The organism is Nonomuraea sp. NPDC003727 (assembly GCF_053586935.1).
Window position 1 is genome coordinate 48,479 of sequence record NZ_JBSFNE010000034.1, and the last position, 20,973, is coordinate 69,451.

Annotated in this window: 19 protein-coding genes; 9 read left to right on the top strand and 10 right to left on the bottom strand. The window is 71.0% G+C overall.

What is annotated here, in order from left to right; translation table 11 throughout:
* Positions 1-17: 17 nt before the first annotated feature.
* From ACWDLG_RS43110 to ACWDLG_RS43130, 5 genes are all read right to left on the bottom strand, one after another.
* Entirely contained in the window at positions 18-974 is a 957-nt protein-coding gene (locus ACWDLG_RS43110; protein WP_449931150.1) for a hydroxyacid dehydrogenase, read from the bottom strand.
* A 47-nt stretch (positions 975-1,021) separates the two neighbouring features.
* Positions 1,022-1,855, bottom strand: a complete 834-nt coding sequence (locus ACWDLG_RS43115) for a carbohydrate ABC transporter permease (RefSeq protein WP_354922719.1) — start codon at positions 1,853-1,855, stop codon at positions 1,022-1,024.
* Entirely contained in the window at positions 1,852-2,757 is a 906-nt protein-coding gene (locus ACWDLG_RS43120; protein WP_449931152.1) for a carbohydrate ABC transporter permease, read from the bottom strand. The genes ACWDLG_RS43115 and ACWDLG_RS43120 overlap by 4 nt, the downstream gene beginning before the upstream one ends.
* A gap of 189 nt (positions 2,758-2,946) precedes the next feature.
* Complete coding sequence (locus tag ACWDLG_RS43125) at positions 2,947-4,266, bottom strand: ABC transporter substrate-binding protein (RefSeq protein WP_449931154.1); 1,320 nt, start codon at positions 4,264-4,266, stop codon at positions 2,947-2,949.
* A 95-nt stretch (positions 4,267-4,361) separates the two neighbouring features.
* Entirely contained in the window at positions 4,362-5,441 is a 1,080-nt protein-coding gene (locus ACWDLG_RS43130; protein WP_449931156.1) for a substrate-binding domain-containing protein, read from the bottom strand.
* Between the two features lie 92 nt (positions 5,442-5,533).
* Between ACWDLG_RS43130 and ACWDLG_RS43135 the strand changes: the two genes are divergently transcribed.
* Positions 5,534-7,432: a DUF2264 domain-containing protein gene (locus tag ACWDLG_RS43135; protein WP_449931158.1), complete on the top strand. Its 1,899-nt coding sequence runs from the start codon at positions 5,534-5,536 to the stop codon at positions 7,430-7,432.
* A gap of 4 nt (positions 7,433-7,436) precedes the next feature.
* Here ACWDLG_RS43135 and ACWDLG_RS43140 read toward each other — a convergent pair whose 3' ends face one another.
* Both ACWDLG_RS43140 and ACWDLG_RS43145 read right to left on the bottom strand, forming a co-directional pair.
* Positions 7,437-10,046: a DUF6185 family protein gene (locus ACWDLG_RS43140; RefSeq protein WP_449931160.1), complete on the bottom strand. Its 2,610-nt coding sequence runs from the start codon at positions 10,044-10,046 to the stop codon at positions 7,437-7,439.
* A 58-nt stretch (positions 10,047-10,104) separates the two neighbouring features.
* Positions 10,105-10,818 (bottom strand): FadR/GntR family transcriptional regulator, encoded by a 714-nt coding sequence (locus tag ACWDLG_RS43145; protein ID WP_354922703.1) that lies wholly within the window; start codon positions 10,816-10,818, stop codon positions 10,105-10,107.
* Positions 10,819-10,892: 74 nt separating this feature from the next.
* On the opposite strand from ACWDLG_RS43145, the gene ACWDLG_RS43150 reads away from it, so the two are divergent.
* From ACWDLG_RS43150 to ACWDLG_RS43160, 3 genes are all read left to right on the top strand, one after another.
* A complete protein-coding gene (locus ACWDLG_RS43150; protein ID WP_449931186.1) occupies positions 10,893-12,251 on the top strand; it encodes a glutamine synthetase family protein in 1,359 nt (452 codons plus the stop codon).
* Complete coding sequence (locus tag ACWDLG_RS43155; protein ID WP_449931162.1) at positions 12,248-13,591, top strand: aldehyde dehydrogenase family protein; 1,344 nt, start codon at positions 12,248-12,250, stop codon at positions 13,589-13,591. The genes ACWDLG_RS43150 and ACWDLG_RS43155 overlap by 4 nt, the downstream gene beginning before the upstream one ends.
* Positions 13,592-13,691: 100 nt before the next feature.
* Complete coding sequence (locus ACWDLG_RS43160) at positions 13,692-14,456, top strand: 3-oxoacyl-ACP reductase (RefSeq protein ID WP_449931164.1); 765 nt, start codon at positions 13,692-13,694, stop codon at positions 14,454-14,456.
* Positions 14,457-14,570: 114 nt separating this feature from the next.
* On the opposite strand, the gene ACWDLG_RS43165 is transcribed toward ACWDLG_RS43160, so the two are convergent.
* Positions 14,571-15,677: an RNA-guided endonuclease InsQ/TnpB family protein gene (locus ACWDLG_RS43165; RefSeq protein WP_449931166.1), complete on the bottom strand. Its 1,107-nt coding sequence runs from the start codon at positions 15,675-15,677 to the stop codon at positions 14,571-14,573.
* A 73-nt stretch (positions 15,678-15,750) separates the two neighbouring features.
* On the opposite strand from ACWDLG_RS43165, the gene ACWDLG_RS43170 reads away from it, so the two are divergent.
* From ACWDLG_RS43170 to ACWDLG_RS43180, 3 genes are all read left to right on the top strand, one after another.
* On the top strand, positions 15,751-16,443 hold the full coding sequence (locus ACWDLG_RS43170; protein ID WP_449931168.1) for a gamma-glutamyl-gamma-aminobutyrate hydrolase family protein: 693 nt from the start codon (positions 15,751-15,753) through the stop codon (positions 16,441-16,443).
* Between the two features lie 174 nt (positions 16,444-16,617).
* Entirely contained in the window at positions 16,618-16,809 is a 192-nt protein-coding gene (locus ACWDLG_RS43175) for an alpha/beta fold hydrolase (protein WP_449931170.1), read from the top strand.
* Between the two features lie 35 nt (positions 16,810-16,844).
* Positions 16,845-17,456, top strand: coding sequence for a hypothetical protein (locus tag ACWDLG_RS43180; protein ID WP_449931171.1), 612 nt, complete (start codon positions 16,845-16,847; stop codon positions 17,454-17,456).
* On the opposite strand, the gene ACWDLG_RS43185 is transcribed toward ACWDLG_RS43180, so the two are convergent.
* Together ACWDLG_RS43185 and ACWDLG_RS43190 are read right to left on the bottom strand one after the other, a co-directional pair.
* The gene (locus tag ACWDLG_RS43185) at positions 17,446-18,399 is read right to left on the bottom strand and encodes an HD domain-containing protein (protein ID WP_449931173.1); all 954 of its coding nucleotides are present in this window, start codon (positions 18,397-18,399) and stop codon (positions 17,446-17,448) included. The genes ACWDLG_RS43180 and ACWDLG_RS43185 overlap by 11 nt on opposite strands.
* Positions 18,396-18,725 (bottom strand): PadR family transcriptional regulator, encoded by a 330-nt coding sequence (locus tag ACWDLG_RS43190; RefSeq protein WP_449931175.1) that lies wholly within the window; start codon positions 18,723-18,725, stop codon positions 18,396-18,398. The genes ACWDLG_RS43185 and ACWDLG_RS43190 overlap by 4 nt, the downstream gene beginning before the upstream one ends.
* Before the next feature lie 115 nt (positions 18,726-18,840).
* Between ACWDLG_RS43190 and ACWDLG_RS43195 the strand changes: the two genes are divergently transcribed.
* Positions 18,841-20,208, top strand: a complete 1,368-nt coding sequence (locus ACWDLG_RS43195) for a phenylacetate--CoA ligase family protein (RefSeq protein ID WP_449931177.1) — start codon at positions 18,841-18,843, stop codon at positions 20,206-20,208.
* Positions 20,205-20,825: a TetR/AcrR family transcriptional regulator gene (locus tag ACWDLG_RS43200; protein ID WP_449931179.1), complete on the top strand. Its 621-nt coding sequence runs from the start codon at positions 20,205-20,207 to the stop codon at positions 20,823-20,825. Before ACWDLG_RS43195 ends, ACWDLG_RS43200 begins: the two co-directional genes overlap by 4 nt.
* The last annotated feature ends 148 nt before the right edge of the window (positions 20,826-20,973 follow it).

Consider the following 20,973-nt stretch of genomic DNA (forward strand, 5'->3'; position numbering starts at 1 on the left):
GCCTCCCGGGAAGGGGTTCAGGCGGAGCGGGACAGGCTCGCGGGCTCCACCGCGTACTCGAAGGGCAGGCCGCGGGCGTATCGGGCCAGCTCGTCGAGCGCGAGGTCGGCCATGCGGGCCAGCTCCCCGCCGAGCGAACCGGCGATGTGCGGGGTGACGAGAACGTTGTCCAGTTCGTAGAGGGGCGAGGACTCGGGCAGGAACTCCGGTTCGGTGTGGTCGAGGACGGCGTGGAGCCGCCCGGACAGCAGCTCGGCGGTCAGCGCGTCCTGGTCGACGAGCGCCGCCCTGGCGGTGTTGATCAGGGTCGCGCCGTCGCGCATCCGCGCCAGCCGGGCCTTGTCGATCATGTGGCGGGTCTCCGGCAGGTCGGGCGCGTGCACGCTGACCACGTCGCTGCGGCTGACCAGCTCGTCCAGGCCGACGTGCGCGACGCCCAGGTCCTCGGTCAGGTAGGGGTCGCTGACCAGCACCTCCAGGTCGAAGGGACGCAGCAGCTCGATCACCCTGCGGCCGATCCTGGAGGCGCCGATGACGCCGACGGTCCTGCGGTAGTTGCCGAAGCCGGGGTAGCGGGTGTCCCAGTCGTCGTGGCTCCGGTCCCTGCGGTAACGGCGGGCGATGTCGATGACCCGCTTGTTGGCGAACAGGATCGCGGCGAGCGTGAACTCCGCGACCGGCTCGGCGTTGGCCGCCGCGGCCGAGGAGACGGCGATGCCGCGCTGCCAGACCGCGTCGGTGACGTGGTGCTTGACCGATCCGGCGGCGTGCACGACGGCGCCCAGCCTGGGGGCGCGCGCCAGCACCTCGGCGGTGAGCGGCGGACAGCCCCAGGAGGTGTACAGGACCTCCACCTGCGACAGGTCGGCCCGCGCGAAGTCCTGGACGACCAGGTCCACGTCGACGTCGGCGAGCATCGCCAGGCGGCTCCTGACAGGGCCCCTGACGAGCCGTTCGGCGACGTGGGCGCTCATGGCGACGAGAGTCTTCGGCCTTTTCACGTTCTCCCCCGAGAAGTCGTTCACTTGACGCTGCCCGCCGTCATCCCGGCCTTCCAGAAGCGCTGCAGCGACATGAACACCAGCAGCAGCGGGACCACCGACAGCAGCGATCCGGTGATCACCAGGCTGTGGAACTCGGGGAAGGCGTTGCCCTGCTTCTCCCAGCTGAACAGGCCCAGGCTGAGCGGGTAGAGGTTCTGGTCGTTGAGCATCACCAGCGGCAGGAAGAAGTTGTTCCAGATGGCGGTGAACTGGAACAGGAAGATCGTCACGTAGGCCGGCATCAGCATCGGCAGCGCCACCCTGGTGAAGGTCCTGATCTCACCGGCGCCGTCCGACCTGGCCGCCTCGAGCACCTCGCCCGGCACGTAGCCCGACGACAGCACGCGCGCCAGGTAGACGCCGAACGGGTGCACCAGCACCGGGATGAACACCGCCCAGAAGGTGTTGACCAGGCCCACCTGGGAGGCCAGCAGGTACAGCGGCAGCGCCGTCGCCGTGGTGGGCACCAGCACGCCGAGCAGCACCAGGCCGAACAGCTTCTCCTTGCCGAACCACGAGTACTTGTCGAAGGCGTAGCCGCACATGACGGTGATGAAGGAGCTCACCGCCGCGCCGACGCCCGCGTACAGGACGCTGTTGAGGTACCAGCGGAAGAAGATGCCGCCGTTCTCCTCGCTGACCGCCCGGATGTTGGCGATCAGGTTGAAGTCGCCGAAGGCGAAGCCCGGCGTCGAGTACAGGTCCGACAGCGACTTGGTCGAGGCGAACAGCAGCCAGGTCAGCGGCAGCAGCGTGTAGAGCGTGGCGACGATCAGCAGGACGTTGACCGTCGCGCGGGACATCCACTTCATCGACGGTTACCCCACCTGGTGACGACGTAGGAGAGCACGGCGGCCAGCAGCGCGAGGATGATCGAGGCGGCGCCCGCCTGGCCGTAGTCGTTGTTGCCGAAGGCCTCGTTGTAGGCGTACATGTTCGGGGTCCAGGTGCTGACGATGCCGTCGCTGACGTTGTCGAGCACCATGGGCTCGGTGAACAGCTGCAGCGAGCCGATGATCGTGAACAGCACCGTGGTGATGACGGCGCCGCGGATCAGCGGCACCTTCACCGACAGGGCGGTCCTGACCGCGCCCGCGCCGTCCATCCTGGCCGCCTCGAGCACCTCGGCGGGGATGGCCTGGAGCGCGGCGAAATAGATGATCATGTTGTAGCCGACCCACTCCCACAGCGCGATGTTGACCACCGAGCCGAGCACCTGGTCGCCGCCGAGGAAGTTGACCCCGCCGAGCAGGTCCACGATGGGGCTGATGCCGGGCAGGTAGAGGTAGAGCCAGATGAGGCCCGCGATCACGCCCGGCACGATGTGCGGCATGAACAGGGCGAGCTGGAAGAACTTCTTCGCCCTGGCCAGGCCGGAGTCGAGCAGCAGCGCGAGGGCGAGCGCGCCGCCGATCATCAGCGGGATGTACAGGACGCAGTAGCCGAGGATCACCAGGAAGCCGTCGGTGAAGGCCTGGTCCCTGAGCGTGTCGAGGTAGTTGCCGAGCCCGACGAAGACCGTCTCGGCGCCGCCGAAGCCGAGGCCGGACGACTTCTCGCTGAACAGGCTCAGGTAGACCGCGTACGCCAGCGGAGCCATGATGACCGCGGCGAACAGCGCGAAGAACGGGCCGACGAAGAGCAGGATCGCCCCCCGCCTGCGCCACGCCTCACCCGGGCCGCGCGCCGGTGTCTCTGGTGTGCCGGTCGTCATCTCCACCTCTTCTTCGCTGTCTGGTACGGCACGGCCGTCCGCCGCTCCCACGCCGCCTGGACCGACCGCCGTCTCATGGCCCCTCGCCGCCCGCGCGCGAGGGTTCCTTGAAGGGGGGCGGGTTCCGCCGGGTGGGTGCCGGGGGGCGGCCACCCGGCGGACCGGAGCCAGGCAGGCGTGCCGTACGGGTTACTGCTGGGCGGCGACGTTGAGGCCGCGGCCCTTGATCTCCGTGACGGTCGCGGTCTGGACGCTCTCCAGCACGTCGGGGATCGTCGTCTCGCCGGTGCTCACCTTGCCGAGCGCGTCCTTGAAGGAGGTCAGCGTCTGCACCATGCTCGGCCCCCACGTCCAGCCGGGCTGGATGGTGCCGTAGGCCTCGGTGAACAGCGCGTAGATGTCCTGCCCGCCGTAGAAGGAGGCGTCGAAGCTCTTGGCCGCCACCGGCACCAGGTCGGCGATCGCGGGGAAGCCGCTGGAGGTGCCGGAGGACAGGCGGGCCGTCCACGCCTCGGGGGAGCCGGTCAGCCACTTGATGACCTCGACGGCGGCCTTGGTGTTCGCGCTGTTCTTGGCGACGGCGAAGGTGGTGCCGCCGAGCATGCCGCTGGCGGGCGTGCCCCAGTGCGGGACGGGCGCGATGGCCCACTTGCCGGACTGCCCGGCGTGGTTGCCCTTCATGACGCCGGCGCCCCAGTTGGCGCCGACGTAGCCCCACAGGCTGTCGTCCTCGAAGGCGGCGTTCCACTCCTGGCTGAAGGACGGCTGCACCTTGACGAGCTCGTCCTTGACCAGGCCCTGCCAGTAGCCGGCGACCTTCTTGGTGGCCTCGTCGTTGATGGAGACCTTCCACGCGTCGCCCTCGGTGCCGAACCACTTGGCGCCCGCCTGCCACGACAGGGCGGCCAGGACGCTCGGGTCGTCGGGGAAGAAGGTGGCGATGCGTGCCTTGCCGTCGGCCTTCTTGACCTTCTCGGCGGCGGCCCTGAAGTCGTCCCAGGTCTTCGGGACCTCGATCTTGTTCTTCTCGAACAGGTCCTTGCGGTAGAAGAACACCTGCGGGGCCGCGTCCATGGGCACCGACCAGGTCTTGCCGCCGAGCTCGACGAGGCTGAAGACGCTGGGCGGGTACTTGCCCTTGAGGTCGGCGACGTCGGCGGTGATGTCCTGGAGCGCGCCCTGGTTGACGAAGTCGGGAAGCTGCGGGTACTCGACGGACATCACGTCGGGGGCGTTGCCCGCCTTCACCGCGTTGGAGAACTTGGCGTAGCCGCCCGCGTTGCCCGAGGGGATCTCCTCGAACGTGATCTGGATGTCCTTGTGCGACTTGTTGAAGGCGTCGACGACCTGCTGCGTGCCCTTGGCCCAGCCCCAGAAGGTGACCTGGGTGGGCTTGCCCGCCTCGCCGGACGCGGGCGCGGATCCGCCGCTGCCGCCACCGCAGGCCGCGAGAAGGGTCATACCGGCCAGCATTCCGGCGATGCCGGCGGCGGCGCGCTTGCGTTCCATGATTGCTCCTAATCGCTTCCGATCGCTAGAGCATCATTCGCTCACAAACGAAGACTTGTCTAGATATCGATCAGTAACGAAATGAACGCGAAACATCAACCGCGCGGAGCGGTCGATTCGCGCACCCGGAGTTCCGGCAGCAGCGCCACGTGCTGGCCCGGCAGGTCCGCGCCGTGCTCGATGCGGCGAACCAGCAGGTCGACGGCGTTACGGCCGACCGCGGACTTGGGCGGGGCGACGGCGGTCAGCGGCGGGTCGCTGAGCGCGGCCACCTCGTCGTCGTAGGCCACGATCGACACGTCGTGCGGGATCCGCACGCCCGCGACCCTGAGGTGCTGCACCAGCAGCAGCGCGTCCTCGTCGTTGTGCACGAGCAGCCCCGTCACCCCTGCCTCGCGGACCGCCGCCACCACCTGGGCGACCTGCTCCTCCGACGGCCCTTCCTGCTCGATCCCGAACTCGCCGGGCGTCTCCAGGCCCAGGTCGCGCACCGCGGCCAGGAACCCCTGGCGCACCCTCGGCGCGGTGGGGCTGCTGCGGCTGACCATGGCCACCCGGCGATGTCCCAGCTCGGCCAGGTGCCGAACGCCCACGAAGGCGCCGTGGGCGTGGTGGGAGGCCGCCGCGTCGAGGAAGGAGGCCGGGCCGCCCAGCTCCGCCACCCTCTCCACCAGGACGGCGGGCACGCCCAGCCCGGCGAGCCACTCGACGTGCGAGGCGTCAGGCTGCCTGCTCAGCGTGAGCAGCAAGCCCTCCGCGCCGCCGCCGATCAACTGGCCGACCTGCTTGCGGTCCTCCTCGTCGTCGTAGCGGGAGACGCCGAGCACCAGCCGCGCGCCCAGGTCCTGGGCCCGGTCGCGGGCGGCCTTGATCACGCTCGGGTAGTAGTACGTGGCCGACGGCACCAGCATCCCGATCGTGAGCGCCCGGTCGTTCACCGGCCGGAAGGCCGGCGCTCCCGCGAGCGTCCCCTCGGCGACCGGCCTGGCCGGCTCCTGGGGCAGCGTGATGCCGCCGTGCACCCTGGTGACCAGCCCCCGGCCCGCCAGGTGCTCGACGTCCCTGCGCAGGGTGACCATGGACACCTGCAGCCGCTCGACCAGGTCGGCCAGCCGGACCGAGCCGCGCTCGCGCACCTCGCGAAGGATGAACTCATGGCGTTGCTCGACGAACAAGGGGGGCTCCTAACACTCGACGGGTCCGATCCTAGCGAGGTAGCTTTCGTTCGTGAACGTATTGTTTCGTTCGATCAGTTCCCGGAGGCCGCGTGCTCACCCTTCCTGATGCCGACCGATCGCTCAGCCCCATCACGGGATGGACGCGCGCCCACTGGGAGGCGGCGGCCGACGGCCTGCTCGCGGCCGTCGAACCGTACCGCTCCCATGATCGCGCGTTGGTCGACCTGCCGGGCCGGGCCAGCTGGTCGCGGTGCGACGGGCTCGAGGGATACGCCAGGACGTTCCTGCTGGCCGCCTTCCGCGTCGCCGGCGGCGGCGACCCGGCGGTGCTGGAGCCGTACGCGGAAGGGCTGGCCGCGGGCCCCGGCGGCGCGTGGCAGCCGATCGCCGACCACAGCCAGCCGATGGTCGAGGCCGCCTCGATCGCCATCGGGCTGCGGCTGACCCGCGCCCACCTGTGGGACCGCCTGCCCGCCGCCGTCCAGGAGCGCGCCCTCGACTGGCTGGGCGACGCGCTGATCCGCGAACACGTCGACAACAACTGGCACCTGTTCCCCGTCGCCGTCGCCGGACTCTTCGGCGACCTCGGCCTCGACGACCGCGGCGCCACCGAGCGCGGGCTGGCCAGGATCGAGGCCTGGTACGAGGGCGACGGCTGGTACCGCGACGGCGACGGGCGCAACTTCGACCACTACAACGGCTGGGCGATGCACCTGTACCCGGTGATCCACGCCTACCTCGGCGGGCCCGCCGAGCCGTACGCCTCGCGGCTGCGCGCCTTCCTGACCAACTACGGCACCGCCTTCGACACCAACGGCTCGCCCGTCTACCACGGCCGATCCGTCATCTACCGCTTCGCCGCCGCGGCGCCGGTGTGGGCGGGCGAGCTGCTCGGCGTCTCGCCCTACTCCCCCGGCACCGCCCGGCGCCTGGCCAGCGGCGCGGCCGCCCACTTCCTCGCCGGCGGCCGGGCGCTGTCGCGCGAAGGACTCCTCACGCTCGGCTGGTACGGCCCGCACGAGCCGTCCCTGCAGGCGTACTCGGGGCCGGCCTCGCCGTACTGGGCGGCGAAGGGGTTCCTCGGGCTCCTGCTGCCGCCCGACCACCCCGTCTGGACCGCGGTGGAGGAGCCGGGACCCGTCGAACGCGCCGACCAGGCGATCGGCCTGCCGGGGCCGGGGCTGCTGATCCACTCGACGGCCGCCGACGGGCTGGTCAGGCTGGTCAACCACGGCAGCGACAAGCAGCCGCCCGGCGGCGCCCCCGACGACCCGCTCTACCAGCGCATGGCCTACTCGACCCGCACCGGCCCCACCACGCCCGCGCCCGCCGTACCCGCCGCCGCACAGGACGCGCCCGCATCCCCCCAGGACACGCCCGCATCCTGCGAGGACGCGCCCGCCGACAACCACGTCGGCCTGGTGCTCGGCGGGGAGGTCACCCCGCGCGGCCCGATCACCCCGCGCGGCGCCGGACCGGGATGGGCCGCCTCCTCCTGCCGCCCGACACCCTCGACGCTGATCGAGTCCGTGAGCGTGGTCCACGGCCCGCACGAGGTCCGCGTCCACCGGGTGACCGCCCCGGCCGGCACCCTCGTCCGCCAGACGGGCTGGGCCCTGCCCGCCGCCGGCGCGCGGACCGTGACCGGCGCGGACGAGCCGACCGGCGCGGGCGAGCCGAACGGCGCGGGCGAGCTGACCGGCGCGGGCGAGCTGACCAGTGCCCTCCTGCCCCTGCACGGGTTCACGGCGGCCACCGAGCTGAAGTCCCCCGGCGGCACGGTCTTCGGCCCCGACGCGGTCGTCCCCGCCCTGGACGGCACCGTCCCCGAGCCGGGAGCCGTCTTCGCGTGCGTCGTCACCCTCTCGGCGGCCCCCGTCACCTCGGCGCCACCGGCGTTCCGGCTGACCGGCGGCAGGATCACCCTGACCTGGCCGGACGGCACCACTCACGAGCTCGGCACCGAGGAGGGCCTCACCCTCGTCTAGTCCATTAGGGCGTTCTGGGGACCTGGAACGGATCCACTCCCGGCGCGGGCGGTTCCCCTCCGCCCCCGCCGACGAACTGGATGATCGCCAGGATCGCGGCGATCTGCGCGAGCAGGAAGGTGGCCTGTGACGGCAGGGTCTCCAGCCGGTAGATGTCCAGCACGTACCTGCCGACCCTGCTCCAGGGCGGCAGGACGTTCCTCATCGTGCGGGCGTCCACGTACAGTCCCGTCGCGGTCAGCACGGCCGCCAGGACCACCGCGCGTACCACGAGGCCGTTCAGGTCGCCCATGTCGAAGAGCTGGTCCAGCCCCAGCCTGACCAGGGTGTAGACCAGGTACGTCACGATGAACGGCAGGGCCTTGATGGGGCCGCGCCGTCCCGGTAGCTGGTCCCAGAACAGGCCGAGCAGGTAGCCGGGCACGAACCAGAAGGCCGCCTCCCCGAAGGCGAACACCGGCTGGGCGAGCCCGGCGAACCAGTCCAGCCGTCCCGGTCCACCCGTCAGCACGATGTCGTGCCAGACGATGTACCCGGACGGCACCGACCCGAGGGCGAGCGCGAAGAGCCCGGCCCGCCAGGCCAGGTCGGCCTGACGGCCCGCCCGCCAGGTGACGCCCCCGGCGCCCCGTGACCTGTCCGGGCCGGCCAGCAGGGCCAGGTCGAGCGGGGTCACGTCGGCGGGCAGCACCTCCCTGCCCGAACGCGGCCCCCTGCGCAGCGACCGGAACTCGGCGCGCAGCGCGTCCGCTCCCTCGTGCCAGTCGTCGAGCCCTTCGGCGGAGTCGAGCGGCTTGGCGTCCCACTCCCTGCCCGACCGCCGGGCCCACAGATACCGCCCGGCCGCCTTCCGCACCTGCTCGATCGTGCCGGTGCGCAGTTCGGCGTGGAGGGGCCGGCCGTCGGCGAGCCGACGGGCCGACAGCACCCAGGGGCGTGTCGCCTGGAGCACCGCCCAGAGGGTCACCGTTCCTGCCACCAGGGCGACCGGCAGCCAGAGGCCGCCGTAGAAGTGGGAGTAGCCGAAGGCGTTGGCGACGAAGACCCACACCACGAGCGCACGGGCGCCCCCGCCGTCCGGGCCTTCCCGCGCCAGCGTGAACGTCCTGAAGCGCAGCGCCACGACCAGGACCGTCACCGGCCACAGCCACAGCACGTAGCCGGCGAACCAGGTGACCAGGTTGAAGGGCATCCAGAGCAGGTCGGAGGTGACCGAACCCATGACCTCCTGGTCCTCGGCCAGCCACATGACCCGCAGGCGGTCCCTGGCCAGGGCGAAGCACGCGTATCCCGTGGTGAGCGCGGCAAGACCCCAGCTGACCAGCCACACCCAGCGCGGGACGGCACCGCCGTGCTCGCGCAGGAAGGCGCGTCGCATCCCGTTGATCCACGCCGCCGACAGCAGCGCCACCAGCAGGAGATCGGCCGCGGCGATGCCCGCCAGTGTCCACGGCAGCCCGCCAGGCTCGTCGTCGGGGAAGCCGGCCGTCAGCCACCCCGCCAGGCCCGCCCCGAGGGTGCCCGCCAGCACCGCGGACAGGCCGAGGACCAGCTGCCACCGGGGCAGGCCACCGGCCCACAGGACGGCGGAGGCGGCGATGACCAGGACTCCGCTCGACACGCTCCAGAACACCATCCGAGCCGCCCCGTCCGCCACCGGCGGGCCCAGCAGGTCGTAGGTGAGCAGGCGCACCAGGTGCAAGCCGCTGAGGACGGCCGGCACCGCCACGAGCGCCCGGTCCCGCCGGCCCCACCGCAGGTGGATCAGCAGCCCCGCCAGAAGCGTGAGGAACGTCCAGAACTCGCTGAGGAGATCGCGGGCCATCCGCTCGGGATAGCCGCTCATCACGGCGGCGCCCCAGCCGTCCAGATCAGGGGTCAGCGTGAACGACACCCTGGCGGTGACCGCCTGCTGCCGCCAGGTGGCGGTGTTCTGGCCCCACGTGCCCGGCGGCGGGCTGGGCGAGCTCAGCCATCCGTCGGGGTGTTCCACCACGATCTCCCGCCAGGGCAGCCGCCACAGGTCCGGTTCGGTGCGCAGCACGAAGTGCCAGTGGCGATCGTTGACCTGGTAGAACTCCCACGGCCCGAAGACGGCGTCGGGCACGCAGCGCCACTCCGCGTCGTCGTCCCTGGCCACGTGCCGCACCCAGCCGTAGTCCGGAACGCTGCACAGGTCCTGATCGCCGAGCCCCTGGCCGTCGGCGACCAGTTCGATGCCCACCCTGACCGTGTCGGTGACCGTGACGCTCTCCTGCCCGATCTCGATCCGGGGCAGGCTCTCCCGCTTCTCCCTCCACCTCACCTCCGGGTCACCGCCGTTCAGCAGGCAGTTCATGGCCGCCTGGTAGCCGCCCTCCCTCGGCTCGGCCAGCAGGTCGGCCACGACGGGATGCGCGCGCGGAACGGTGACCACGGTGACGGCGGTGAGGGTGGGCGCGTCGACGTCGGTGTTGTCCACCTGGAGGCGCGTCGTGCGGACGGTGTCGCCGCGCGTGCCGTCGGGACAGGTGGTGGTGGCGGGATCGGGACCTCGCGAAACCACCCCGACACCGGCCACGATCGCCGCGGTGACCAGGGCCGCCCATAACACCGCCACGAGGGTGCCACGCATGTGATCATGATGAACCCGGCGCGACCGGAAGGCACGCTCGGTGACGTGATCGTGACATTCAGCCGAGGAAGGCGCGCAGCAGGGCGGCGGTGCCCTCCAGGTGTTCGGCGACCGCCCGGCTGGCCGCCTCCGGGTCGCCGTCGAGGATGGCGGCGACGATGGCCTCGTGCTGCGTCGCCGCGTGCTCGATGTTGACCTGCAGCATGGGGATCGCGTTGAGCAGGTCGGTCACCCGCAGCCGCGCGTCGGCGCAGGCCGCGGCCAGCAGCGGGGAGCCGGTCAGCTCGGCGATCGACAGGTGGAAGGCCGTGTCGAGGCGGCGGTACTCCTCGGGGCCCGCGGCGTTGAGGTCGGCCAGGCGGCCGAGCAGCACCTCGCGCTGCTCCTCCGACAGCGACGAGCCGGCCAGCACCTGGGCGGCCCCGCACTCGACGGCCATCCGGAAGGTGAGCGCGTCGGCGATCGAGTCGGAGCCCATCTCGGCCACCGCCTGGCGCAGGTCGCCGCTGCCGGGCGCGGGCGGGGCGTAGATGACGAAGGCGCCGCCGTACCTGCCGCGCCGTACGTCGAGATAGCCCGCGTCCTGCAGCGCGCGGATGGCCTCGCGCAGGGTCACCCTGCTGATTCCCAGCTGGACGGCCAGCTCCCGTTCGGGGGGAAGCTTCTCCCCCTGGGCGACCATGCCCAGCTTGATCGCCTGGAGCAGCCGCTCCACGGTCTCCTCGAAGGCGTTGCCCGCCCGGACCGGGCGCAACACCGTCAACGGGTTCATGGCCCCCCTCGGCAGAGGTCTTGACTGCGGCTTACCAATGGTCTAACACTAGCCCAATAGCAGGGAGGGTGACTGTGCCGGGTGGCTTCCTTTCACTAGACGAGTTGCGCGACGAGGTGGCCGAGGGGCGGATCGACACCGTCCTGCTGGCCCTGGTCGACATGCAGGGCCGGATGCAGGGCAAGCGCCTGTCCGCCCGATACTTCCTTGACGAGGTGCTACACCACGGCTCCGAGGGGTGCAACTACCTCCTGGCCGTCGATGTCGACATGAACACCGTCAGCGGCTATGAGATGTCGTCATGGGACCGCGGTTACGGCGATTTCATGATGAAACCCGATATGTCGACGCTGCGGCGCATCCCCTGGCAGGAGGGCACCGTCCTGCTGATGGCCGATCTGACCTGGGAGGACGGCACGGACGTCGTCGCCTCGCCCCGGCAGATCCTGCGCCGGCAACTCGCCAGGCTCGAGGAGCGCGGGCTGGCCGCCTACGTGGGCACCGAACTGGAGTTCGTGGTCTACGACGACAGCTACGAGGAGGCGTGGCGGCGGGCCTACCGCGACCTGACACCGGCCAACCTCTACAACGTCGACTACTCGCTGCTCGGTACCGCCCGCATCGAGCCGCTCCTGCGCCGCATCAGGCGCGAGATGGAAGGCGCGGGCATGTACGTCGAGTCGGCCAAGGGCGAGTGCAACCTGGGCCAGCACGAGATCGCCTTCCGCTACGACGAGGCCCTGCGCACGTGCGACAACCACGCGATCTACAAGAACGGCGCCAAGGAGATCGCCGCCCAGGAGGGCAGGTCGATCACCTTCATGGCCAAGCCGAACCAGCGTGAGGGCAATTCCTGCCATATCCACATCTCGCTGCGGTCTGTGGACAACGAGCCGGTCATGGCAGGGAGCCGGCCGTACGGGCTGTCGGAGCAGGGGGCCTGGTTCATCGCCGGGCAGCTCGCCTGCCTGCGGGAACTCACCCTCCTCTACGCCCCGAACATCAACTCCTACAAGAGGTACGTGCCGGGCAGTTTCGCGCCGACCGCCGTCAAGTGGGGTGTGGATAACCGCACGTGCGCGCTGCGCCTCGTCGGCCACGGGCCCTCCCTGCGCGTCGAGAACCGCGTGCCGGGCGGCGACGTGAACCCCTACCTCGCGGTGGCCGCGCTCATCGCCGCCGGACTGCACGGCATCGACAACGAGCTGCCGCTGGAGGAGCCGTTCACCGGCAACGCCTACACCAGCGGCGCCGACACCGTGCCCCACACCCTGCGCGACGCGCTCACGTTGTGGGAGGGGTCGAAACTGGCCCGCGAGAACTTCGGCGAGGACGTGGTGGCCCACTACGCCAACAACGCCCGCGTCGAGCTGGCCGCCTTCGACGCGGCGGTGACCGACTGGGAACTGTTCAGGGGATTCGAGAGACTGTGAAGATCATCAATCCGGCGACCGAGGCCGTGGTCGCCGAGGTCGAGCTCGCCGACGCGGCGGAGATCGACAGAGCGGTGGAGCGTGCCAGGACCGCCTTCCAGACCTGGCGGCAGGTCTCGCCCGGCGACCGCGCCCGCCTGCTGCGGCGCTTCGCCGAGAAGGTCGACGCGCACGCCGAGGAACTGGCCCGTCTGGAGATCGCCAACGCCGGCCACACGATCGGCAACGCCCGCTGGGAGGCGGGCAACGTCCGCGACGTGCTGCACTTCTACGCCGGCGCGCCCGAGCGCGACCACGGCAAGCAGATCCCCGTGGCGGGCGGCCTCGACGTCACCTTCCACGAGCCGCTCGGCGTGGTGGGCGTGATCGTGCCATGGAACTTCCCCATGGTGATCATGACGTGGGGCGTGGCCCCCGCGCTCGCGGCAGGCAACACGGTGATCGTCAAACCCGCCGAGTGGACCCCCCTGACCGCGCTCCGGCTGGCCGAGCTGGCCCTCGAGGCCGGTCTCCCCGAGGGGGTGCTCCAGGTCGTGCCCGGCGCGGGCGAGGTCGCCGGCGCCCGCCTGGTCGAGCACCCGGACGTCGCCAAGATCGTGTTCACCGGCTCCACCGAGGTCGGCAAGCAGATCGCCGCCACGTGCGCCGGGCAGGTCAAGCGGCTCACCCTGGAGCTCGGCGGCAAGTCCGCCAACATCGTCTTCGCCGACTCCGACCTCGACAGGGCCGCCGCCACCGCGCCCTACGCCGTCTTCGACAACTCGGGGCAGGACTGCTGCGCCCGCTCCAGGATCCTCGTCGAGGCCTCCGTCTACGACGACTTCCTGGTACGGCTCTCGCAGGCCGTCACGAACGTCAAGGTCGGCGACCCGCTCGACGAGAGCACCGAGATGGGGCCGCTCATCAGCGCCGAGCAGCTGGAGCGGGTGCGCGGCTTCGTCCCCGACAACCCCTACCTGCAGACGTCCTGCCCCGACGGCCCCGGCTTCTGGTTCCCGCCGACCGTCCTCACCTCCGCCGTGACCGACCGCGCCTTCACCGAGGAGATCTTCGGGCCGGTGGTGTCGGTGGTCCCGTTCGCGGACGAGGCCGAGGCGGTGCGGATCGCCAACGACACCCGCTACGGCCTGAGCGGCTCGATCTGGACCCGCGACGTCGGCAGGGCGCTGCGGACGGCCAGGGCGGTCGAGGCCGGGAACCTGAGCGTCAACTCCCACTCCAGCGTGCGGTACTGGACGCCGTTCGGCGGCTTCAAGGAGTCGGGGCTCGGACGGGAGCTGGGGCCCGACGCCCTGGCCGCCTTCACCGAGACCAAGAACGTCTTCATCGCCACCGACTGACCGGGGTCACGGCCCTCCGGCCCCGTCATGAGGCCCCGGGACCCCCGCCCGGGTTCCTGGGCCCGCGCGAGAAGCAGAGCACCCACCGAGAGAAGGACATATGCAGCGCTTGCAGGATCGCGTCGCCGTCATCACCGGCGCCGGCAGCGGAATCGGCCTGGCCACCGCACGACGGTTCGCCGACGAGGGCGCCAAGGTCGTCTGCGTCGACCTCGACGAGCCGACCGGCGCCAAAGCCGCCGACGAGGTGGGCGGCCTGTTCGTGCGGGCCGACGTCACCGACGAGGACGACGTGGTCAGGATGTACCAGACCGCCTTCGACACCTACGGCAGCGTCGACATCGCCTTCAACAACGCGGGCATCTCCCCGCCCGACGACGACTCCATCCTGGAGACCGGCATCGAGGCGTGGCGCCGCGTGCAGGAGGTCAACCTGACGAGCGTCTACCTGTGCTGCAAGCACGCCATCCCCTACATGCGGCGGCAGGGCAAGGGCTCGATCATCAACACCGCCTCCTTCGTCGCGGTGATGGGCTCGGCCACCTCCCAGATCTCCTACACCGCCTCCAAGGGCGGCGTGCTGGCGATGTCGAGGGAGCTCGGCGTGCAGTTCGCCCGCGAGGGCATCAGGGTCAACGCCCTGTGCCCCGGCCCGGTGAACACGCCGCTGCTGCAGGAGCTGTTCGCCAAGGACCCCGAGCGCGCCCAGCGCCGCCTGGTCCACATTCCCGTCGGCCGCTTCGCCGAGGCAAGCGAGATCGCCGCCGCGGTCGCCTTCCTCGCCTCCGACGACGCGTCCTTCATCACCGGCTCGGAGTTCCTGGTCGACGGCGGCATCTCGGGGGCGTACGTTACTCCGCTTTGACCTGCTCTCCCGGAAGAGATCCTCTCGGATCGTCCCAGGAAGCTTCCTGCTTCGTCGCCGACCTCCCGTCGGAGAGAGCTCTCCTTGAGGTCTTCCATCAGCTCCACAGGCGTTTCACCTGTCCGCCAGCCCAGCGGCCAGGATGTTCTTGGCGGCGTTGACGTCCCGGTCGTGCACCGCGCCACAGGCGCAGGTCCACGACCGGACGTCAAGCGGCATACTCGCCCGTACGGCGCCACAGGCCGAGCAGGTCTTGGAGGAAGGAAACCAGCGGTCGATCACCACCAGTTCCCGCCCATACCAGGCCGCTTTGTACTCCAGCATGTGCCGGAGGCTTCGCCACGCCGCATCCGCGACCGCACGCGCGAGCGACGTGTTCCTCATCAGGTTGCGCGCGGCGAGATCCTCCACGGCGATCACTTGGTTCTCGCGAACAAGCCGTGTCGTCACCTTGTGCAGGTGGTCTCGCCGCCGATCCACGATTCGCCCGTAGACGCCGGCGACCTTGACCCGCGCTTTCTCTCGGTTGGCCGAGCCCCTCGCCTTGCGCGCGAAGTTGCGCTGGGCTCTCGCGAGGCGTTTGCGATCTCTCCTCTCCGCCTTGGCACCGATGATCTTCTCGGCGGTGGAAAGCGTCAGGAGCACCGACAGTCCAGCGTCCACGCCCACCGCTTGATCGACAGGCGGCAGCGGTGCGATCGTCTCCTCGACCAGGATGGACACGTACCAGCGGTCGGCGCTGTCACGGGAGACGGTGACGATGGACGGCCTCGCGGCCAGGGGAAGTGGACGCGACCAGCGAACATCCAGCGGCCTGTCCATCTTGGCGAGCTTCAGGACGCCGTCGCGATAGGTGAACGCCGAGCGGGTGAATTCGGCGCTGGATCGCGATCTCTTGCGGGACTTGAATGACGGATACCTCGCTCGTCCGGCGAAGAAGTTGGCGAAAGCGCTCTGCAGGTGACGCAGCGCCTGCTGCAGCGGCACGCTGGACACCTCGTTCAGGAACGCCAGTTCCTCGCTCCGCTTCCATCTCGTCAGCTCAGCCGAGGACTCCCCGTAGGAGACAGCCTTGCCGTGCGCGGCGTGGGAACCCCTGCGAAGATCAAGTGCTTTGTTGTAGACCAGGCGAACGCATCCGAAGGTGCGGGACAGAAGGTCTGCCTGTGAGGGAGTGGGATAGAAGCGATATTTGTAGGCTCGCTTCACGGTCCTCGCCACTCACCGCACCTTAGCTGAAGGCCAATGTGGAGATGGGCCTTTCCCCGTATGAAGGACCCCTGCAGGAGTTGTGATGACCAGACCCTTGATCGGCATTACCTGTTACGTCGAGCCCGCGCGGTTCACGGTGTGGGAGATGACGACGGCGCTGCTGCCGTACATGTACGTGGAGCAGGTGGTGCGGGCGGGCGGGCAGCCGGTGATCGTGCCGCCCGCCGGCGATCCGGCGTCGATCGTGGACAGGCTGGACGGGGTGATCCTGGCGGGCGGGGGCGACATCGACCCGTCGCGGTACGCGGAGACGGCCCACGAGCGCACGGGATTTATCCGGACATTTCGCGACTCGGCGGAGTTTGCGATAGCGGACTCCGCGCTGAAGGCGGGCATGCCCTTCCTGGGCGTCTGCCGAGGGCTCCAGGTGCTGAACATCACCCTCGGCGGCAGCCTCCACCAGCATCTTCCCGACGTCGTCGGCCATTCGGGGCACGCCCCGGCCCCGGGCGAGTTCGGGCACATGCCGGTCTCCGTCACCCCGGGCAGCCACCTGGCCGCGATCCTGGGCGAGGAGACCGTGACGGTCCCGCACTACCACCACCAGTCGATCAGGCGCCTGGGCACGGGCCTCAACGCCACCGCCCACGCCGCCGACGGCGCGATCGAGGCGGTCGAGTTGCAGGGTCACCGCTTCGCCCTGGGCGTCCAGTGGCATCCCGAGGCCGGCGAGGACGGCTCGCTCTTCCGCGCGCTCGTCGAGGCCGCCGGATAGATGCGCCTGCACGTCAGGAAGTTCGAGGGGCCCGCCGACCGCTGCGCCTGGCCATCCGGCATCCCGGGCTGGTGCGGCGGCTGATCGTGGCGTCGAGCAGCGTCTGCCGGTGCCACCGGACGCCTTCGCGGGGTGGGCGGAGTACGAGCGCAGAAAGCGCGCCCATCCCTCGGTGTGGGACAGCTCGCCCCTGGAGGGAACGGCTCTTTCCTGCTGCACGGGCGCCAGGACATGACCTTCCCCTCCTCGCTGGTCGCCGCGACCCCGTGCGCCGAGGCGGTCGTCCTTGCGGAGGCTGGACACATGGCGCACATCGACCAGCCCGAGGCCTGGCTGGCGGCGGTCAGGCGCTTCCTGACCGCGTGACCGACCACCGGACGACCGGTACCTCAGGAGGAGACGTGACCGATCAGCGCGCGGAAGATCGGAAGGGGACCGGCGGGACCGTGGCCGCCGCCGTGACCGAGGTGTTCGCGCCGCAGTACGTGGCGATCGCCATGCCGCCCGTGGTGGGGCTGCTCGCCGACGGCTGGGCCGGCCTGGCGTGGGGGCTGCTGGCCGCGGCGCTGTGCGCGGGCGTGCCCGCGGCCGTGATCGCGCTCGGGGTACGGCGGGGCCGCCTGGACTCGATCCATGTGGTCGAGCGCAGGAGCCGCAAGGGGCCGATGCTGGCCGGGTTCGTCGCGGTGGTGGCCGGGCTCGCCGTACTGGTGCTGCTCGACGCCCCGGACATGGTGGTGGCGACGGCGGCGGTGATGCTGGGCTGGGTGGTGGTCATGGGCCTGATCACGCTCGCGTGGAAGATCTCGTTCCACGCGGGGGTGTCGGCGGGCACCGCCGTGGTGCTGGCCCAGGTGCTCCCGGCGCTGCCGGTGCTGCTGGCGGGTGCGGTCGTGGTGGCCGTGATCGGGTGGGCGCGGGTGCGGGTCTCGCACCACACGCCCGCCCAGGTGCTGGCGGGTGCCGTGACGGGCGCGGCGGTCAGCGCGGCGTCCCTGGCGATCACGACGTAGGGTCGGAGTCCTTCAGCCGCTCCCGTACGGCACGCACGCCGCCGGCCAGCACCGGCGGGACGGTGATGAGGATGACCACGGCGTCGCCGAGCCGGTCGGCCGCCGTGTCGAGCACCAGCCAGGCGAGCGGCGGCCCGAGCAGCGCCCACACGCGGGCGTCCGATCTGAGGAGCCACCGCAGGCAGCGCGTCGCCGGGCGCAGGACGCTCCCGGCGGTCAGCGTCGGCCCGCGTACGGCCGCCGCCATCCGCGGCAGCCCCCAGAGCAGGTGCGCCACGAAGCGGGCCCGTGCCCGCCTGCCGGGCAACGCGTGCAGTTCGCCCAGCCACTCGGCCAGCCACCGCGCCCGGACCTCGGCGGGAAGGACGAGCGCGCCCACCGCGAGCGCGTGGAAGGAGAAGCGGACCTCGGCGGGCGCCGACAGCACCGCGCCGGCCAGCTCTTCCAGCTCCACCCTGATCCCGTCCAGGCCGAGCCGTGCGGCGGCCGGCGCGAACGCCTCCAGCGTTTCCCGGGACTTGCGGCGCTGCTTGTCCCTCGGCAGGAACTCCATCGTCCGCTGGTTGTGCAGCCGGTCGGCCAGCTTGAGCATGAGGAGGCGGTCGTCGGCGCACCTTTCCAGGTCGGCGGGGTCGTGGAGGGTGCCCATGCTGCTGACCAGCGTGACGATCTCCTCGCCGAAGTCGCGCAGCAACGCCTCCTCGGTGCACGCGGAGTCCTCGAGGACGTCGTGGAGGAGCGCCGCGCAGAGCATCTCGTATCCCGCGTCGAGTTCGGCGAGGATGGCGGCCACCGCCACCGGATGCCCGATGTACGGCTCGCCGCTGCGCCGGCGCTGTCCGCGGTGCCAGAACGCGGCGACCGCGTGAGCCCGCTCGACCAGGTCGAGCTGCGCGGGAGGTAAGGCCCTCGGGAGGGCGTCGAGGATGGGCCGGATGCTCATAGCGCCTCGCCGGTACGGCCGAGCCACCAGGGCGCGGGCTGTCCGCGCGAGCGATGCGCCCGTGCGATGGCGGCGCGGCCGCTCTCGAGGCCGTCGGGGGTGAGCCGGTAGTAGCGACGGGTCGGCCGCTTCTCGCGGATGCCGACGCCGGGGTCCTCGTGCCGGCTCTCCACCCAGCCCAGGCCTTCCAACCGGCCGAGGATGGGATAGACGGTGCCGCTGGCCAGGCCGGTGGCGTTCATGAGTTCCAGGCCGTAGAACTCCCGGTCGGGAGCGTCGAGGAACGTTCCGAGCACCAGCTGGAACGTCATCGTCATCTTCGGCATAGCTCGAACTCTACATAGGCTCCGGCCGTCCGGCCTGTCTCCCGAGGGCCACACCCTCCTGGCGAAATTCTGACATTCAGCTGACATTTGTCATTGTTGTGACAGAATGTTCCGCATGAACGAGAGCATTCCCCTGGTGCTGCGCGACGCACGCCGTACCAGACGACGTCACGCGTGGGCGGCCGTCCAGCGGCGGCGGCTCGCCGACCTCGTGGAGCACGCCCGCACCCACTCCCCCTACTACCGCGACCTCTACCGGGGGCTGCCGTCCGGCCTCGACGACCCCGCCCGGCTGCCCGTCACCGGCAAGGCGGCGCTGATGGCGCACTACGATCAGTGGGCCACCGACCGGGAGGTGACGCTTGAGCGGGCCCGCGCGTTCGTCGCGGACCCCACGCTGGTGGGCGGTCGCTTCCTGGACCGGTATCTCGCGGTCACCACCTCCGGCACCACCGGCAACCCCGCGATCTTCGTGAAGGACGACCGGGACATCGCCGTCAACTATGCCCTCGGCATGCGCATGATGGTGTCCTGGCTGGACGCCGGCGACGTTCCCCGCATCGTGGCCGGCGGCGGGCGGATGGCCATCGTGGCCGCGGCCAACGGGCACTTCCTGGTCTCGGCGGGCGCCGCCCGCATGCGCGCGAGCCGGCTGCGGCGCAGGACCGTCCGCCTCGTCCCGGTGCACGCCCCGCTCGACGCGCTGGTCGAGGCGCTCAACGAGTTCCGGCCCGCGCTCCTGCTCGGCTACGGCAGCGTCCTCGGCATGCTGGCCGCCGAGCAGGAGGCGGGGCGGCTGCGCATCGCTCCGGCGCTGGTGGAGCCCGCCGGCGAGACGCTGACCGGCGGCGACCACGAGCGGATGGCCCGCGCGTTCGGGGCCAAGGTGCGCGACACCTACGGCGCCAGCGAGTGCCCCTTCCTGACCGAGGGCTGCGCGCACGGCTGGTACCACGTCAACAGCGACTGGGCCGTGGTCGAACCGGTGGAGGCCGACCACTCCCCCACCCCGCCGGGCGAGCCGTCGCACACGGTCCTGATCACCAACCTGGCCAACCGGGTGCAGCCGATCCTGCGCTACGACCTCGGCGACAGCGTCCTGCGACGGCCCGACCCGTGCCCGTGCGGCGACCCGCGGCCCGCCCTCCGCGTCCAGGGGCGCGTGGCCGACCTGCTCACGTTCACCACCGGGCGGGGCCAGGGCGTCATCGCGCCGCTGATGCTCAACACACTGGTGGACCGCACGCCGGGGGTCCAGCTCTACCAGATCGTCCAGACCGGCCCGGCCGGCCTGCGCGTACGGCTGCGCGCCACGCCGGAGGCGGACCCGGAGGCGGTGTGGTGCGCCGTCCGCGAAGGGATCGCCGGCCTGCTCGCCGAGCACCGTCTGGAGCATGTCATCCTGGAACGCGCTGACGAGCCGCCGCAGCAGTCCGCCGGCGGAAAGTATCGGACGGTCATCCCGCTGAAGGATCCCGCATGACGTCACCCGAAGCACCCGGACTGCGGGAACGCAAGAAGGCCGACACCCGCGCCGCCATCCAGCGGCACGCCCTGCGCCTGTTCCGTGAGCAGGGCTACGACGCCACCAGCATCGAGCAGATCGCCCAGGCCGCCGACGTCTCGCACCGGACCGTGTTCCGCTACTTCCCGACCAAGGAAGCGCTGGTCACCCTCGACGACTACGACACCCTCATCGCCGCGGCCTACGCGGCCCAGCCGGCGGAGCTCGGCCCGGTCACGGCCCTGCGCAACGCCTTGCGCGCCGTGCTCACCGGCGTGACCGACGCGGACATCGCCGCGAAACGGGAGCGTCAGGCGCTGGTGCTCAGCGTCCCCTCCCTGTGGGCGGCCAGCCTCGCCAACATCACCAGAACCAAGCAGACCCTCACCGACCTGGTCGCGGCCAGGCTCGACCGCCCGCCGTACGACGACCGCGTGCGGGCCGTCAGCGGCGCGGTGTTCGGCATCCTGCTGTCGACCTGGCTCGACTGGGCCCAGGATCCCGGCATGGACGCCCCGGCATCACTGGACCGCGCCCTCGCCCACCTGGAGAGCTCCCTCAACCAGGACCGCCCCGACTCGTCAGGACCCAGCTGACCGACGACCGGCCTGGCGCGTCCACCCGACGCCGCCGGGCCGCGGGTCAGCATTCGATGACGTTCACGGCGAGACCGCCGCGTGAGGTCTCCTTGTACTTGTCCAACATGTCCCGACCCGTATCCCGCATCGTCTTGATCGCCTTGTC